The 16,485-nt window shown below is 50.7% G+C and carries 11 protein-coding genes; all 11 read right to left on the bottom strand.

Annotated features, from left to right (window positions below):
- Nucleotides 1–113: 113 nt before the first annotated feature.
- Nucleotides 114–2,588, bottom strand: a complete 2,475-nt coding sequence (locus NLX78_RS15415) for a rhamnogalacturonan lyase (RefSeq protein WP_254350884.1) — start codon at nucleotides 2,586–2,588, stop codon at nucleotides 114–116.
- Between the two features lie 350 nt (nucleotides 2,589–2,938).
- Nucleotides 2,939–6,220, bottom strand: a complete 3,282-nt coding sequence (locus NLX78_RS15410; RefSeq protein WP_254350883.1) for a DUF5704 domain-containing protein — start codon at nucleotides 6,218–6,220, stop codon at nucleotides 2,939–2,941.
- Nucleotides 6,221–6,224: 4 nt separating this feature from the next.
- Nucleotides 6,225–7,169 (bottom strand): copper amine oxidase N-terminal domain-containing protein, encoded by a 945-nt coding sequence (locus NLX78_RS15405; RefSeq protein ID WP_254350882.1) that lies wholly within the window; start codon nucleotides 7,167–7,169, stop codon nucleotides 6,225–6,227.
- 438 nt (nucleotides 7,170–7,607) lie between these two features.
- Complete coding sequence (locus tag NLX78_RS15400) at nucleotides 7,608–9,908, bottom strand: glycoside hydrolase family 127 protein (RefSeq protein ID WP_254350987.1); 2,301 nt, start codon at nucleotides 9,906–9,908, stop codon at nucleotides 7,608–7,610.
- Nucleotides 9,909–9,993: 85 nt separating this feature from the next.
- Nucleotides 9,994–11,217: an NAD(P)/FAD-dependent oxidoreductase gene (locus NLX78_RS15395; RefSeq protein ID WP_254350881.1), complete on the bottom strand. Its 1,224-nt coding sequence runs from the start codon at nucleotides 11,215–11,217 to the stop codon at nucleotides 9,994–9,996.
- Complete coding sequence (locus tag NLX78_RS15390; RefSeq protein ID WP_254350880.1) at nucleotides 11,214–11,549, bottom strand: (2Fe-2S)-binding protein; 336 nt, start codon at nucleotides 11,547–11,549, stop codon at nucleotides 11,214–11,216. The genes NLX78_RS15395 and NLX78_RS15390 overlap by 4 nt, the downstream gene beginning before the upstream one ends.
- The gene (locus NLX78_RS15385; RefSeq protein ID WP_254350879.1) at nucleotides 11,546–11,860 is read right to left on the bottom strand and encodes a (2Fe-2S)-binding protein; all 315 of its coding nucleotides are present in this window, start codon (nucleotides 11,858–11,860) and stop codon (nucleotides 11,546–11,548) included. Before NLX78_RS15385 ends, NLX78_RS15390 begins: the two co-directional genes overlap by 4 nt.
- Nucleotides 11,853–13,289: an aldehyde dehydrogenase family protein gene (locus NLX78_RS15380; RefSeq protein ID WP_254350878.1), complete on the bottom strand. Its 1,437-nt coding sequence runs from the start codon at nucleotides 13,287–13,289 to the stop codon at nucleotides 11,853–11,855. The genes NLX78_RS15385 and NLX78_RS15380 overlap by 8 nt, the downstream gene beginning before the upstream one ends.
- 15 nt (nucleotides 13,290–13,304) lie before the next feature.
- Nucleotides 13,305–14,192: a dihydrodipicolinate synthase family protein gene (locus NLX78_RS15375; protein WP_254350877.1), complete on the bottom strand. Its 888-nt coding sequence runs from the start codon at nucleotides 14,190–14,192 to the stop codon at nucleotides 13,305–13,307.
- 63 nt (nucleotides 14,193–14,255) lie between these two features.
- Entirely contained in the window at nucleotides 14,256–15,257 is a 1,002-nt protein-coding gene (locus NLX78_RS15370; protein WP_254350876.1) for a proline racemase family protein, read from the bottom strand.
- On the bottom strand, nucleotides 15,254–16,462 hold the full coding sequence (locus NLX78_RS15365) for an NAD(P)/FAD-dependent oxidoreductase (RefSeq protein WP_254350875.1): 1,209 nt from the start codon (nucleotides 16,460–16,462) through the stop codon (nucleotides 15,254–15,256). Before NLX78_RS15365 ends, NLX78_RS15370 begins: the two co-directional genes overlap by 4 nt.
- Between the last annotated feature and the right edge of the window lie 23 nt (nucleotides 16,463–16,485).

Below are 16,485 nucleotides of genomic sequence, written 5' to 3'. Positions count from 1 at the left end.
GGTTACATTTCATATTCTCAATAACATCAAGACGTAAAAAAAGAGAGTCCGTAAATACGGCTCTCCTTTTGAGACAAGAAATTTCATTATATATTTTGGGAAATAGTCTCTGCTTATCTTTCTTTCACATCTATTTCCGTCCCATCGACTTTCGTTCCATCGACTTCTTTTTCATCTACCTCTGCTGCCTTTGCCTCATCCACCTCTGCTGCCTCTACTTCATCCGCTTCGTCACTGCTCTCTTCCTCCATCAAGGCTTTTGGCGTGTAAAGCTTGGGAATCGGCACATTCGCCCAATCCATATCGGACGCAAAGTAAAAGCTCGTATAGGAAGGTTGATTATACCCGGTATTTTGACGTGCCACATCCGCGCGATACTGCGGATCATGCATCAACGTGTACAATTTATGCGTCGTAGGTTCTGTGCTCAGATAGATACGGATTGCTGAGCTATCCGCTGTACGGACGAGCATTTCCTCGCGCCAATCTCCGAAAATGTCGGCTACCAGCGATGGCGTTCCTTTCGTATAGTTGTTCGTTTTGGTTCCAGTGGCGGTCAACAATGTACCTCGTTTCCAATCCTCAATGGTTGGGGTTACATCAATTGCGCCGTTTACGATTTGTGTGGTCATATCAGCTGCCCATTTGATACTTATATTGGTACCCGGCATCTTTGTATCCAGCTGTTTACCCGCTGCGGTCCACAGGCCTATGGCCCAGGTCTCCAGACCTCGCTGATCCGGGTCGATGTCACCGACCATTCCCCGACCTGTATCCTTGCCGGAATATGCGCCGTAAATGATTTCACCTGTTTTGGCATCCCGCAAAGAATAGCCATATGGAGCGTAAGTGCCGCCTTCATGTACCATAAAGATTTCTTTGCCGGGGCGATCCGGGTCAATATCGGTGACATGCAGCGCATCGCCATGTCCCAATCTGGCGGTTTGACCCGGAGTTGCGCTTTCAGGAGGCATGACATCAAATGAGCTGTACAACAGGCTGCCATCATGGTCAATCGTGGCGGAACCGTATACGATTTCGTCCTTGCCGTCACCGTCCACATCCACCACGCTCAAAGAATGCGCTCCTTGTGTGGTCAAGGTGCCAAATTTCGGGTCCGTTCCATCACGCCCATGCGGACTATCGTTAAATGGATTGGTCATTGGTGCCCAGCCACTGTCTACCATCCAATGTTTTTGGAGATGGCGACCATCCCATGTGTAGGTAGCCAAGGTGGAACGCGTATAATAGCCGCGTGCAAATACAGCGTACGGCTTGCGCCCATCCAGGTAAGCTACGCCTGCTAGGAAGCGATCCACGCGGTTGGCAGGTTCAATCCGGGCCATAGCATAGTCACCCCACATGAGGCCATCGTCATGACGCTCCGGCTCATAGCGGATGGTATCCAGCTCAGCTCCCGTTTTCCCCTTGAAAATCGTCAAATACTCCGGTCCATCGACAATGAAGCCCTCGAACTCTCTCAGCTTGTTTTTGTCGCTCCGTGATGGTGCATATACATCCATAAAGTAGTCTGTCAGGCTTTCCGCATCCTTTCGGGATAACGGATAACTGTACTTCGGAGCAATGCCAAAGCATTCCTCCAGCGTAGCAGGCCATTGTCCCTTGACCACTTCTTCATGCTTCGTCCAGTTCATGAACATGTTCACCACATGCTCATAATAATCCGAGCGACTCAAACGGTAATCGTCCTCATGTGTAATCCCTGCTTTGCGATCCTCACGTGGCATAGTAATATACTTTTCTTTTTTCGGCTTGCCCTTCTTATCAAAAGAAATCGTTTTGGTCCCTGGAGCCGTTTTGAACATCAGCTCGGCTTTACCATCGCCGTCAAAATCGTACACCATCATCTGGGTATAATGTGCACCTGATCGAATATTCACGCCCAAGTCGATCCGATACAACAGCTTGCCTTCGGCCGTATACGCATCGACATACGTATTTCCGGTATACCCCTTCTGAGATACATCCTTGGAGTTCGACGGGTCCCATTTTACAAAAAATTCATATTGCCCGTCTCCATCCACATCCCCCACACTCATATCGTTGGCCGAATAAGTATAGGATTCACCTGCGGGTGTTACGCCATCGGCAGGCTTTTGGAGAGGAAGTTCATAGTAACCCTGCTGCCATGGCTTCACTTTGGCGCTACGATCCTTTTCTTTGCCTTTTACGACTGAAGCTACTCTGTACACCGTATTTCCGGTTCCTTCCTTATCCACATAGTTGGTGCTGTCGGTCACCGTCGCGATCTTTTTACCGTCACGGTATACGTTAAAGTCCGCTCCTGTCAGCCCCGTTGAACCGTAACCGTTCACTTCTTGAGCCAATAACCGCCAGCTTAAAAATACCCCCTCCTGCGTCACCGCAGCTACCAGTCCGCGATCCAGCTTTTCCAGCTGAATGCTGCCGCTACGGTTCTGTTCTACTGCGATTACTGATTCCGCCTGCAGTGTGGGTTCGGATAAGTCTTCCGCAGCCACTCCTCCAGTCGTCCCCGTCATCGCCAGCATCGCTGCCAACGCGGCGGTCAAGCTTCCCTTTCGCCACACGCCTTTCCCTCGAGCCATTCAGGTCGTCCTCCTCAATTGTATTGTGATGACAAGCTAATACCTGAAATGATTGCGCTTACATAAATTAAATTTCCTTACTATTATAGTTTTGCCGTTCCCCCAAACGCGTTTAAATATCCGAGGATTTATCTACACAAATCCGTGTTGTTTACTCATTCCAAATAAAACATCTCTCACCAAGCCTGTATGAAAACGGCATGTTAAGGGCTGAACACCGCCAAACTCCCCATGAAGGCAGAGGACTGCAAAAACACAAAAGGAAATATAAAAAAACGGACAGTGGATTGTTCACATTGTCCGTTTTCGTACTTTTCGCGCTAGCTATGGATCGTCTTGATTACTACAAGCTAGTGAGGGACAAATGAACTGAAATCGTCCCTGCTCGACTGATTCGCATGATAAAATACTACATCCCCGTCCTGTAAATGAAAGGTATGCCCGTACGGGTCTTTTATCTCTCGGCGGTAACCCTCCAGTTGCCACTGGTTCAATAGCGGGCCATTTATATACTGTAAATGCGGATGCTCGGTGTCACCCTGACGCAGTGACTCCAAATTAAAGCGAACGACGATAAAGCCTGTTTTCTTGAATATATCCGTATGCTCGTTTAGCTCCTGACGGCGACTGACCTCGCGCAAATCCGTACCTTTGGTAACTGTGTACACATCAGCAGGCAGGCTATATTCACCATACCAGCGCTGAATTGACGCATTAGCGCGGTCCACGTTGACCCCATCTGGCAGGTCTGTCTTTGGACCAATCAAGGTACGCACAGCCGCAGGCAGCACCAGCCAGTCGTAGCGTCCAATCCAGGTCTTGCTGCGTGCAACACGGTGGGCATACAGAGAAACATAGCGTTCCAGTGTCAACTGGCTTTGCTGTGCTTCACTCAGCTCATGCTTGTATTGGTAGGCTGCCGTGTCCTGCATTTCCTCCATCGGCACATTGCGTAGCCGTTCATTCAAAATAACATATCGCTTTTCCCGGTCCTCCGCCGATCCCAAACGGATAAATTTTCGACTGCCGGAATGTGTATACAGATCCACCTCTTCCCGCTGTCGCCCATCTTTGCTCACCCAATAGAACGATGGCGTGATGCGAATACCGTCCTTGGCGCTAAACATATTCCCTTTGGTTTTGAGGTCAAACTTGAAATGATAGCCTGTCTTGACCGCCACATTTGCATAACCTTCATATGGGTGACTACCGGGGCGAACGGGCAAGGTGAATGGCTCCGGGTTCCCTCTAGGCAACCCGTCAATATTGCCAAGCCCCGTCCAATAGGACAGGCCGCTATGCATTGGGCTTCCTTTTCGCTGCCGAAATACCCGCTCCCAATGGTAATCAGCAATATCCGTGATATGAAAATCATACATCCGTCCGATGACCTCAATATTCACCACATCATTGGCTACATGATGGGCGATATCCGTGTTGGCATGGCGCTGTTCGGTGAATCCGTCCGGTGCATTTTCGGCAATGGTACGGAACTCTACTGTATAGTTGCCTTCATCCACCCATACGGGCAAATAAAAGTCTGTGTCGAGCTGCAGCACCGGAATGTCGATCCAGGTACCTCGTGGATAAAATAGTGTCTTTCCTTTGTCGTACACATCGAACGGAAATCGCACCTGCTTGGTTCGTACATATTTGGCATACTCCCGATCACCATAGCCAGGAATGTTCAAATGCGGACCTGCTGTCGAGATCGTCACCCGGAAAGGGCGCTCCAAAATAAGCGCGGATCGTCCCTTCGTAGGTTGGGTTTTCTGATTATGAGCAGCATCGTCCGACACACTAGACAGATTCACTACGGGAGTGTGGACAGTCACTGTATTGATTCCCTGTATCGGGAACGTTTTATCCGCACCTCCATTGATATTTCCCTTGAGAATAGCGTAAGTGATTTCACCGCTGCTGGGCGTATTGGACTTATTTATCTTATGCTTATCAATCACATGATTCGGACTGTACAGCACATCCGGCCCAATCGCTCCGGAAGAGGGTATAACGCCTGGCTTAGGGCCATTCACCTTGACGCGCTCCGGATTCATAATGATTTTATTTTCAAAGGTCAGAGTATCGTTCTCCACTTCGATTTCCTTTACGGCCCCTTCTGCCTTGGATTTCAGTGCACTGCGGTCATCAGGCACACTTGGCTTGCTGCTGCCACCGTTTTTGCTACGGCTGCCGCCATCCACTGTCCCGGGTGCAGGGGGCGGATAAAAATTGCCCTGAGTCGCTGCAACATAGGAAGGGGGTGTATAGGATTGCGGACGCAGGGTGATTGTTTCATTAGGTAACGCATAATTTCGGAGCGTAGCCTCCTTGATGCCATACACCTCCAAATTGTCTATCGCCCAATATGAATACGGACGAACGATTTGGTAAGTGTAGGTTCGCTTCACCGTCTCATTCCGCCGAGATTTTTTCTTAGGCCGCCAGGTCAATCGATATTCTCGTTTTACGTTAACCGTATATGTACACTGGCCTGTCATGTTCACAAACTTATGTTGAAAAAGGTATCTCTTCGCTTGCACATGACCGTATAGGCTTTCAGATGTAGGAATACCTTTGGATACGTCAAATTGTTCGCTACCACGCTGATCTGCTTTGATAACGGCAGATACTGTCGGGTCCAGTTCAGTAGTTTCCAAGCGCAGACCTGGAACGGGGCGGGAGCAGACAACACCTTTTGTTGGCTGTTCATTATCTTGGCAATCTGAGGGTGCTCCCTCTTGGCTTTCTCCAGGCTTCGGACAGCCCTGAGTTTCTTTGTAATACAAATAAGCGGTAAACTGCTCAAAAGAACCGTCATAGGTAAACCCAGGTACAATTCCTGGCAATATATCTCCGCTTGGCGGTTTACCTGTCGTGCTTTTCTTATAACCCACATACTCATATTTCGGGTTGGTTGGCGGGGTAAAATCATACAGTTGATCAGCTTTCAGTTCATCTTCTATTGGTGTAAATACGTTGTTAAGAGATTTTCCATCAGTGGTAAAATGCTTGACGATTAGACCACTCTCCAGTTCAATTTTGAACAGGATGGGCTGGTAGATTCGATACGCTTCAACTTCTTTGGCACAAGTAGGACATAACTCATCTTTTATATTCTCAGGCCTATCAGCATTCAACATCATGTTAACAGTGATTGGAATGACCGTAGTATCAGAACCAATACCTTGATTTTGAAACGGTCGGATATCTGAATTGAGAGTGCCTTGACTAATATGTGCAAAATAACGGGAGTATTTATCTGGCCTAGATTTCTCAAAATATTCGATATAATCCCCGTTTTGCCCATTTTTTATAGGATCGTATAAAAAAGCTTCGACTTTTTTTATTTTTCTACCTGGGAACTGGAACTTATATGTGAAATTAGCTTCCCCATGCAGTCCCTTGTTCGGCTCTTTCTTTTGAGTTACCCAGTCACCATTAGTGCTTCGCCACATGTCAAAGTACATCATGCCAACAAAGTAACGGTCATTCTTAACTGCAAAATAGGACAGCGGCGTAATTTCCGTTTCGGCTACCGCCTTGTTTGTGGGAAAAGAAAAAGGTGGGAGCTGCAAAAGTAGCAGTACCCCCACCAGCAATACGGCCAGAATGCGTTGTGTCTTCCTCATGTATTTAATTACCCTTCCACGGATTGACCATTATCGGAATATAGTTATCCGCAGCGTAAGCAAATCCAATGTATTGGATATCTTGAAGTTTCAAGGATCTGTAATTCTTCACACCTTGAAACGTCTCATCTGACGTAGAATAAATCGGGTAATACAGCATTTTCGTTCCGTCTCCATTATCTGTCGCCAATTGACTGACTTCATTACGAAAGCGGGTGTTGTTAAACTTTGTGATGTAGAATATATCACCTACTGTTGATTTAGTTTTAGCTCTTACCTTTAGATAAGGCGTACCTTTTGCGTTGGTGTACGGTTCGATTGAATATATGTCCTCAAGAAGCTTAACTGGTAGGTCTGAATGTTTAAAAATCATTACCTTATCGTAAGCTCCACCATAAGGTTTTTTGAGGATGTAGGGATTAGATGCAATCGCCTTCTTATAAGGCTCAATACTTACCGCCTTATGCCCCGTATCCTCCAGCGCAGCAATTTCCTTCTTCCCAATCCAGACCCAGCGGCTGACCTTATCCCACTCTACCGTTTGCCCCAGACCCTCACTTACCAACCGCAGCGGCACAAAAGTACGGTTTTGCTTTAAAATAATCTTTGTCTCATACGTTTTGGTCTGCCCATCCACGGTAGCGGTATTTTGACCCACTGTCATGTTAACGGCATGTGCATCATTTTTAATCGACACAGCCAATTGACCGCCTGTTTTCTCCCAGCCCACCTTGGCCCCCAAGGCTTCAGATACAAAACGAATCGGAACCATCACATAATCGTTACTATCCTGAAAAGGTTTGGCATCTGGAAACTGTATTTTTTTCGCGTTTAACAAAACTTCAATGGGTTTGGTGCTGCTTGCAGCCTCCGTCGTTGGAATCGTACTTGTCGCCCCCCATAGCAACGTGACTGCGGTCAAACTCAACATCCATTTTTTCATACTCATCTCTCTATCCCCTTTGTCAGCTTAAACTTTAAACTATGTATATCATCTCTAATCTCATAAATTTATCGCATCCCCACTTTCGGAAAATACTGGATACAACTTATATATTATAGGGTTTCCCTATTACAAAATCTATAAGAAAAACTTCTAATACAAAGCATTCCAAACAAATAGACTCTATTGAGCACCCCCTCCCCCCTAAATCATAGAACTGACTCTTTAAAAAAGTTATATTTCCGCAAAATATCAACAAAAAAGGGCTGCCTCTCCCCTATGAAGGAAGAAACAGCCCGTGTGCTTCACGCGCAACAAAACTATGAATATATCAGATCATACCACCATATGGATTATTCCAGCATCATCCAATATTTCTTACATCATAAATCATACCGGACTAAAAATCAAACGTTACTTTTCTCTCACGAAACATTTCAAAGATCATTCATGTATACCTGAACTTCCAGCTTGATAGAGTTGCTCATACACGTCCTTGTTGACCATCCTCAGCCCAAACAATCTGCGAATACGCTGTCCCGGCTTGGCCTTGAAGGTCACTGTCGCTTGATCCTTCCCCTTCAGATATGCAGCCGGAATAGCGACATTAATATTGTAAAACTTATCGGCCTCATCAAAACCTTCACTAAAATGCTCAAGCAGATGACCGTTAATCAAAATATCAAAACCGCAGTTAGGCATTTCCAGCGTAGCTGTGTAGGTAATGACCAACAGCATCGGAGCAGATGGATCTGTATTTAAATCAAAAGAAAACCAGCCATCAATTCCCGCATTCCGGTAAGGTCGGTTATTCACATATCCGGTGCGAGTCGAAGCATCTCCCTGGAAGTTATGATCCCGCTCTGGCTGCATTTCTCCGGGTTGAGCAAAATCAATCGTGCACTGCTCCAGAATCGCCAGCTTTTCGCGTGCCGCTGTGTATTCCTGTTCCGCCTCCTGCCAAGCTTCCTTCGTAAAAATGTCCCAGTATACGGAATACGTACGGTCATGCATTTTATACAGAGGAGACAATTCCACATCCCGGGGATGCCCTGCATTCAAGGTACAAAACGTATTCGTCTTGCCTTCCACGGGCTGTATCCAGGCATCTAGCTCCTCCGTTAGAGGAATGAATACGGGTGTGTACAGGAAATCCTTGGCTTTAGGATCTTCTAAGGGTCCTAAGTCGCCTGCCAGCACCAGCGGTCCATACATGACAGCCGCCCGACCCGGGTTATCCGGCATCTGCTCCAGCCTCAGCGACATCGGAATCGTCACCTCTACAGCATCACCGTCAATCCATGTTCTGGCGATAGAGACAAAGCTGCCCGGTTCCGATACGACCGATTGTTCCTTGCCATTTACACGAATGATAATTCCTTGTTCAGCCCAATATGGATAGCGGATGAGTAGCGTAAATGGAGCTGGTTGATCGCATTGAATCTCCAGCGTCGTATGATCCGTATCTGGATAGGAAGTGTTTTGTTTTAGCGTAACGCCTCTGTCCTTCCATTCCAGCGTGGAGGCAATGAACTGATTGACATACAGCTTATCGTGATCGTGAAAATAAATACCGCTGCCGTAGCTCGCATGGTTTTCCATCCCTGTGCCGACACAGCACGTAAAATCATCAAATTTGCTTTCAAAATGCTTGTGCCCGCCCATCGCCAGCGACAGAAAATACGTTACGCCCCCGTGAACCGGGTCCTGCGAAGCCAAAATATGATTGAATAGACCTCGCTCATAAAAGTCCGCTTCCTTGGCGGAAGCATTCCATTGAAATAGATGATTGGTCAGCTTAAGCATGTTATAGGTGTTGCATGTCTCCGTCGTATGAGGCCCGATGCGATCATTCAAGCCATCTGGCGCTCCAAAATATTCTCCAAAGCTATTCCCCCCAATGACATACGAATGATGATCCACCACCCGCTCCCAAAAAAACTCCACCGTTGCCCGGCGTTTCGTATCATTGGTCAGCTCATATTCCTTGGCAAGCCCGATCAGCTTCGGAATCTGTGTATTGGCGTGAATGCCCTGCAAACAGTCTTCCTGCGAGCTAAGCGGGTCCAGCACCAGCTTGTGCCAGAAGCACTCAGCCAGCCACAAGTAGCGCTCTTCCCCGGTATCCGCATACAAATCGGCCAATACCTCATTCATGCCTCCATATTCGCAAAACATCATCTGCTGCATCTGCTCATCGCTCATCGGCTTCATAATTCCTTCGAGCCAGTCTGCCAGCTTACGCTCCACATCTAATGCCTTATCACAGCCTGTCAAATGGTACGCATCCCGCAGGCCAGCGAATAACTTGTGCAGTGTATACAAGGGGGCCCAGGCACCGTTCAGGTCAAAGCCCTTCGAGCGAATATTTCCAGCAGACACCTCTTCAAAAAGTTCCTTCCCCCCTGGAATACCGGATACATATCCGTCACCATGCGCCGCCTGACAAACGGCTAGTTCATCCGTAATGTAATGTGCAATTTCTTTAAAACGCTCATCGCCCGTTGAAGCATACATCATGGAGCAAGCGGACAAATAATGTCCCAGTGTATGACCGGAAATAGTCATCGCTTCCCAGCCTTCATATGGAGGCGCTTTGGGCGCAAGTCCGGCATATTCCTGAAAACGCGCCAGCAGGCGGTCTGGTTGAAGCTCCAACAGATAAGATCGGTTCAGCTCCATCGCTTGTTTGAAGGGACCTTCAGCCAATACCACCTCGTTCAGTGCGAACGGCCTTGCTTTCATATGGGCTTTTGTTTTAAGAGTCACTTTCCGTTCCTCCTTTAAGGCGAATTTGGGATAAAAAACGCATATCAGACACAACGAGCCGTTACGCGCCACTGCCAGAGGTTTGCCCCCACTGCTGGTACAGCTGCGTTCTCGCCTCTGTAATGCCGGGATGAAACTGAATCAGCGCATGCTTCCGTGCAAAATGGACCCCACGGATCGCCTCCTGCACCCGCTGTTCTCCGCCTGTTCCGCCGAGTCCAGCGGCATGGAGCATAGAAGCGGCGGCTAATCGACCCTGGGCCATCGCGACCAGCCCGCTTTCGATGCCGGTAATATTGCCGGCAACATACAACCCTTTGAGCGAGGTTTCCATTCGCTCACCATGCAGTGGAACATGCCCGCCTAGCTCAGGGCTGTACACGAATTTGCACCCGGCTACCGCCGCCAGCTCAGCGAGCGGGTACAAGCCGCCGCTCAGCGCCACGAAGTCGGCGGGTTCGACGCGCTCGCTGCCGGGAATAGGCGAGCCGTCCGGTTTAACGTGGACCAGGGTCACGGATTCGACCCGGTGCTGTCCGTTGACGGACAGCACCGCCGTCCGCAACCGGATCGGGATACCCCACAGACGGAAGCCTCTGTGGGGATAACAGCACGCAATGAGTTTCTCCATCCGCATCGCAGCTGCCAGCTTGCCGCCGACGCGCATCCAGGCGGCCGGGGCCAGCCCCGACAGCTGAAGCAGCAGCTTCGCGGAGGCTGTCGGATCTGCGGCTGCACCAGCCAACGGATTGGCGCACGGCAGTGTAATCGCCGCCACCTTCACTCCGGCAACGGACAGCTCGCGGGCAATCGCCATCGACAATACGTTCATGCCCACTATGATGCCGCGTTCTCCCGGCTTGACGTAATGAACATTGGTCATCACCTGCGCAGCCCCGATGGACATTACTCCTGGCAATGTCCAGCCATCCAGCGGAACGGGAATTTCGGCAGCTCCAGTTGCCAGCAATACGTAATCCGCAGTGAACAATCCACAGGAAGTGGAAATTTCCCACGTCGTTGTATATTCCATACCATGTACGGAAACGCCGCAGCGAATGTCCACCCTAAGTTCCCCGCAACGGGTAATCAACTCATCCGAAACGTGTTTTCCAACCCACCAGCCTTGACTGCCTTCCTCATGATATTGCCCGGGCATACGTCCACCCGGCTCTGTAAACTCATCCAGTACCGTGACTGGCAATCCTTGCTCAGCAGCCGATACCGCTGCGGACAATCCGGCGGGACCTGCACCAATGACGATGAGATGTGCCATTTCATTCATGTCACAATTCTCCCTGTGATTTCATTCGAAAGCTGCCGTCCGGTTTCCACCACCATACCTTCCTCCAGCTTGGTCAGGCAGGAACGGACGGTACCGAACGGATGAACCGTCAGGCGGCATTCGTTACAATGCCCAATGGCGCAATATACACCTCTGGCCGCACCGGATTCCTCATGCCTTCTCAGCAGACGGACGCCGCTGGCCAGCAGCGCTGCTGCCAATGGCTCTCCAGCCAATCCCTGCATGGGACGACCGTCAAAAATAAAAGATACCTGCCGCCGCTCCGGCTTTGGTCCCAAAATAGGATGATTTACAATACGCATATGGCTCATAAAGAATCTCCCTCTGCCAGCTGCCCAAACGTTACGGGACGCACCGGAGGCCTTTGGGATAACAGCTCCGCCTCCCGGCGGGCAGCAGGAACCTGATTGTAAAACCATGACTCCACCAACTGTCGGCATACCCTGCCCTGACATGCCCCCATCGTCACTCGTGTAGTCATTTTAAGCTGGCGCACGGTGTCCGCGCCCATGCGGCAGGCCTGCTCCATCTGTGCTATACTCACTTCTTCGCAGCGACATACGAGCAAATGACCTGATGCACTCCCAATCGTCTCACTTCGTCCCGTCGCCCGTTTACTCATAGCTAATCGCGCAGGTTTTAATCGCTGAATAAAAGTCCAGCGCCGTCTGGCCCTGCTCCCGAGTATGTGAGCTGGATTGCTTCAGACCGCCGAACGGAGCCTGGTATTCAACACCAGCCGTCTCCTGATTAACCCGGACCATACCAGCGTTCGCCTCATCCAGAAACCGATGAGCCAGCCGCAAATCGCGGGTGAATAGAGAGGCGCTTAACCCGTAAATAGAATCATTGCACAATCGAATCGCATCCTCGAAGTCGACTGCCTGCACCACACCCAGCATGGGTCCAAAAATCTCCTCCTGAATCAATGGATGGGACGAATCAAGTCCAGTCACCACCAGTGGGCGCACATAATACCCGTTCTCCGTCCCGGCGGTGGCTCCGCCTTCAGCCAAAATATCGGCTTCCCGGCGGGCGAGTGATACATAGGACATGACCTTCTCATACTGACCTGCGGATGCCACAGGTCCAAGATACGCACTGGGGTCAAGCGCCGGAGCGAGCTGAATTTTTTCCACCGCTTGGCGTAAGGCTTCCGTGAACGTCTCATAGACAGACTGTTCCACAATCACCCGACTGGTGGCCGTGCATTTTTGCCCGGCTGAACGGAAAGCTCCGCTGGCAATCATCGCCACCGCCTGTGCTACATCCGCGTCCTTCAGCACCACAGCGGCATTTTTACCGCCCATTTCGGTCTGGTACTTGATATTACGGCGTGCACATCGTCCCGCAATGCCCAAACCTGTAGCAGTAGAACCCGTGAAGCTGACCGCATCCAGTACCGGATGCTCCAGTAAGGCATCGCCGATGCGGTTACCTTGCCCAATGACTAAGTTCAGTACGCCGGGCGGAAGCTGCACCGCCTCGAATAGCTCGGCGACCCGTACTGCAGTTAATGAAGCATGTTCGGCAGGCTTCCAGATGACCGTGTTTCCGCACAAAAGTGCAGGGGCGATTTTCCATAGCGGAATAGCTACCGGAAAATTCCACGGCGTAATGACAGCCGTTACCCCCAGCGGAATGCGCTTCGTGTATTGGAGCACTCCCGGCTCATTCGAAGGAATGACTGTACCGATGGAACGTACGCCCTCTGCCGCATAGTACCGGAGCAGATGGACACCTCGCATGACCTCTCCGCTCATCTCGGTAATCGGCTTGCCCATCTCTCGGCTAGCCAGTTCAGCCAATTCAGGTAATGCTGCCTCTAGTAACCCGGCCGCTTTGAACAAATAAGCTCCCCGCGCTGCGGGACTTAGCGCGGCCCAGCCCGTCTGAGCCAGCCGTGCCGCATCCCCGGCCTGTGTAATATCGCCCGTCTCTGAAAAATGGACGACTCCCACCTCCTCCTTCAAGACCGAAGGATTGTGAACCACCATTTCCTCGCCGGAAGGGCTCAGCCACTCACCGCCGATCCAATTTCGGCTCTCCATCGTCTTCACCTCCATTCAGGATGATACTTCGCTTGGACGAACCGCCACCTCAAATGCTTCGCGAATGCGGTCATAATCCGCCTGCGGCAGCGCAAGTCTGGGCGGACGTGTCGGGCCGACCGGAAATCCAGCCAGCTCCATCATATATTTGATGGACTGTACCAATTGCGGGCTGGCATCATAGTGGAACAGCGGCAGCAGCCTGCGATACAACGCGGACGCTTCCGCCATATTTCCCGCCTGCGCAAGTCGGAACAGCTCTACCCCTTCCTTCGGCAGCGCATTCGGTACCCCCGAAATCCAGCCTGTCGCGCCGAATAATGCCCCCTCCATCGCCAGATTATCCACTCCGACCATGACCTCCAGCTCTGTCTGATCCAAAATAGCGTGAATACGCCGTACATCACCGGAAAATTCCTTGACTGCTACGATATTTTCAATTCGCGACAAGTCCGCAAGAATATCTGGAGTCAAGTCAACCTTGTAATCATGGGGGTTGTTATACGCAATGATCGGCAAGCCCACCTCCGACAATGCTTCATAGTGGGCCGTTACCTCGTGAGGCAGTGGATTGTAATTAATGGGCGGCAGTGCCATGACACCCGCTGCCCCGGCATCCTTCGCATGCTGAATCCAATGCACCGCCTGTTTGGTGGACGGAGCCGCCGAGCCGACAACAACCGGGACACGCCCTGCCGCAGCGTCAATTACGGTATGCACAACCTGCGACCGTTCCTCCGGGGACAAAGCCGCATATTCTCCCAGCGATCCCGTAGGAACCAGTCCGCTAATGCCGTTTGCAATCAGATGCTCGCATAGCTCGGTCAGACGCTTATGGTCTACCTCCAGCTCTGCCGTGAACGGTGTAACCAAGGCCACATATACACCTTCAAAACGTGCCATATGCTTACCCACCCTTTCCCTTCTTTATTTTCATATTCAGCATTCGGGAATGATGTAAAATGCTCACATCAGCAAAAAACCTTCTTTAAGCGGGTCCTCGGGGTCCAACACAAATTGATGATGTCCCGTCACCCAAGCCGAACCTGTAATTTGTGGAATGACTGCCGGATAAGGACCTATCTGCGTCTCGCCCACGATTTCAGCCCGAAACATGGAACCTGTGATGCTTTCATGTACAAACGGCTCATTGAAGCCCAGTTTTCCCTTGGCGTGCAGCACCGCTACTTTGGCCGAGGTTCCTGTACCACAAGGGGAACGATCGATCCCTCCCGGTGGGATGACGACGACATTGCGGCAATCGGCCTGTGGAGCCACAGGCTCCCCGTAAAATTCAATATGTGTCAATCCTTGAATAACCGGATTTTCAGGATGTACTACCTCAACAACAGCATTTACTGCCTCCCGAATCTGTACCGCTGTTCGTACAATTTCGGCCCCATTGCTCTGCTCCAGTGCAAGACCGATGGAAGCCGCCTCTACAATGCCGTAAAAGTTGCCTCCATACGCAATATCCAGCGTGACTTGCCCGATACCCTCTACCTGGACCTTCACCTCACGGCGGTACACAAAAGAAGGGATGTTCGTGAACGTCACTTGTCGCACCTTGCCCGCATCCACATCCAGCCGCACTTGAACCGGGCCTGCTGGAGTGTCCAGCAATATCGATTTTTTATCCGCAGCAATCAGCCCGCCTTCCATCAGTGCTGTACATACTCCAATCGTATCGTGACCGCACATCGGTAAGTAGCCGCCAGTCTCTATAAAGACCACACCCATATCTGCACCTGGATGACAAGGTTCTGTTAAAATGCAGCCAGACATCACCTCATGCCCTCGCGGCTCGAACATCAGCAAACGGCGAAAATCATCATGATGTGCCGCCATATAAGTCATTTTTTCCAGCATCGTATGACCTACCAGCTTAGGCGCGCCGTGAATGACCGTCCGCGTCGGATTGCCTCCGGTATGGGTATCAATGGTAGTAATTCTGCCCGGTACACTCATCCGGTTACCTCCCCGTGAACCTCGTGGCTGGTAAAAGCCTCGCCAAATCGGTCATATCGCAACGGCTCCACCGGAATGCAAGTGGATTCACCCCGTACCATTTCAGTCACCAGCTTGCCCGTCACCGCCGCAAGACTAATGCCATCCCCCTCATGACCAGAAGCGATATACAGCCCCGGTACTTCGTCCACTGCCGATACAATTGGCAAATGATCAGGTGTCCATGGACGCAAGCCGGTATACGCCCGCATCAGCGGTATATTGGCTAAAGCAGGGAAAAAGCGAATGGCTCTGCGGGCGATTAAGCGAATCACTTGCTGATCGACACGTGTGTCCATACCGACAAACTGACGGCTGCTGCCGATCAGAATATTTTGGGATGCGGTTGGCTCGAATACTAGCGCTACACCGTATTTTTCATAAAGCTCATCCACACTCCGCTGACCGCCAAACTTGCTCATCAGATAGCCGAACTCCATTACCTTGCGGTTCCCAATGGAAGGCATTCGGGCAGACACCAGTATATGTCCTTTGCGCGGCATGATCGGAAGGTCCAAACCGAGTGAATGACCGATGCTGTGTGTCCACACACCTGCCGCCAATACCACTGCACCTGCATGGATAGCGCCATTGGGCGTCTCTACCCCGCGGACGTTTCCCCCTTCGTCCTTAAGGACAGATTGTATCGGTGTGCGGGGCATTAGCCTCGCTCCCATAAGACGCGCGGCCCCGGCCAGCGCATACGTCATCAACACCGGATTCACAGTGGAATCTGTCGCACACTCCAGTCCGCCCGGCAAATCTTTGGCTAAATGCGGCCATTCCTCTCGCAAATCCTGCTGATCCAGCATGCGAAACGGAAGTCCTTCCTGCTGCTGACGGGATACCCATTGCTCAGCTGCTTGCATCTCCTGATCGTTTTCACAGACCAGAATACTGCCAGGCGCACGATACTCAAACTCATCCTCCAGTTCCCTAGCCAGCTCTGCCACCAGCTCCTGCGATACCATCGACATTCGACTGTCAAACCCGGGCTCTTTATCGATTGCCAATATATTTCCATCACAACGGGACGAAGTGCCTCCAGCAATCTCCCCTCGCTCAGCCAGCACGACCTTCAACCCGGTTTTAGCCGCATAATAAGCGATGGCTGTACCGATGATTCCACCGCCTACAATGACCAGATCCGCGGCATCATGTTTCATTCGCTTCCCCTCCCTTCGACCGT

The organism is Paenibacillus sp. Lou8.1, assembly GCF_024213565.1.
Lineage (GTDB): Bacteria > Bacillota > Bacilli > Paenibacillales > Paenibacillaceae > Paenibacillus > Paenibacillus polymyxa_B.
This window is presented reverse-complemented; position numbering and strand designations above follow the sequence as displayed.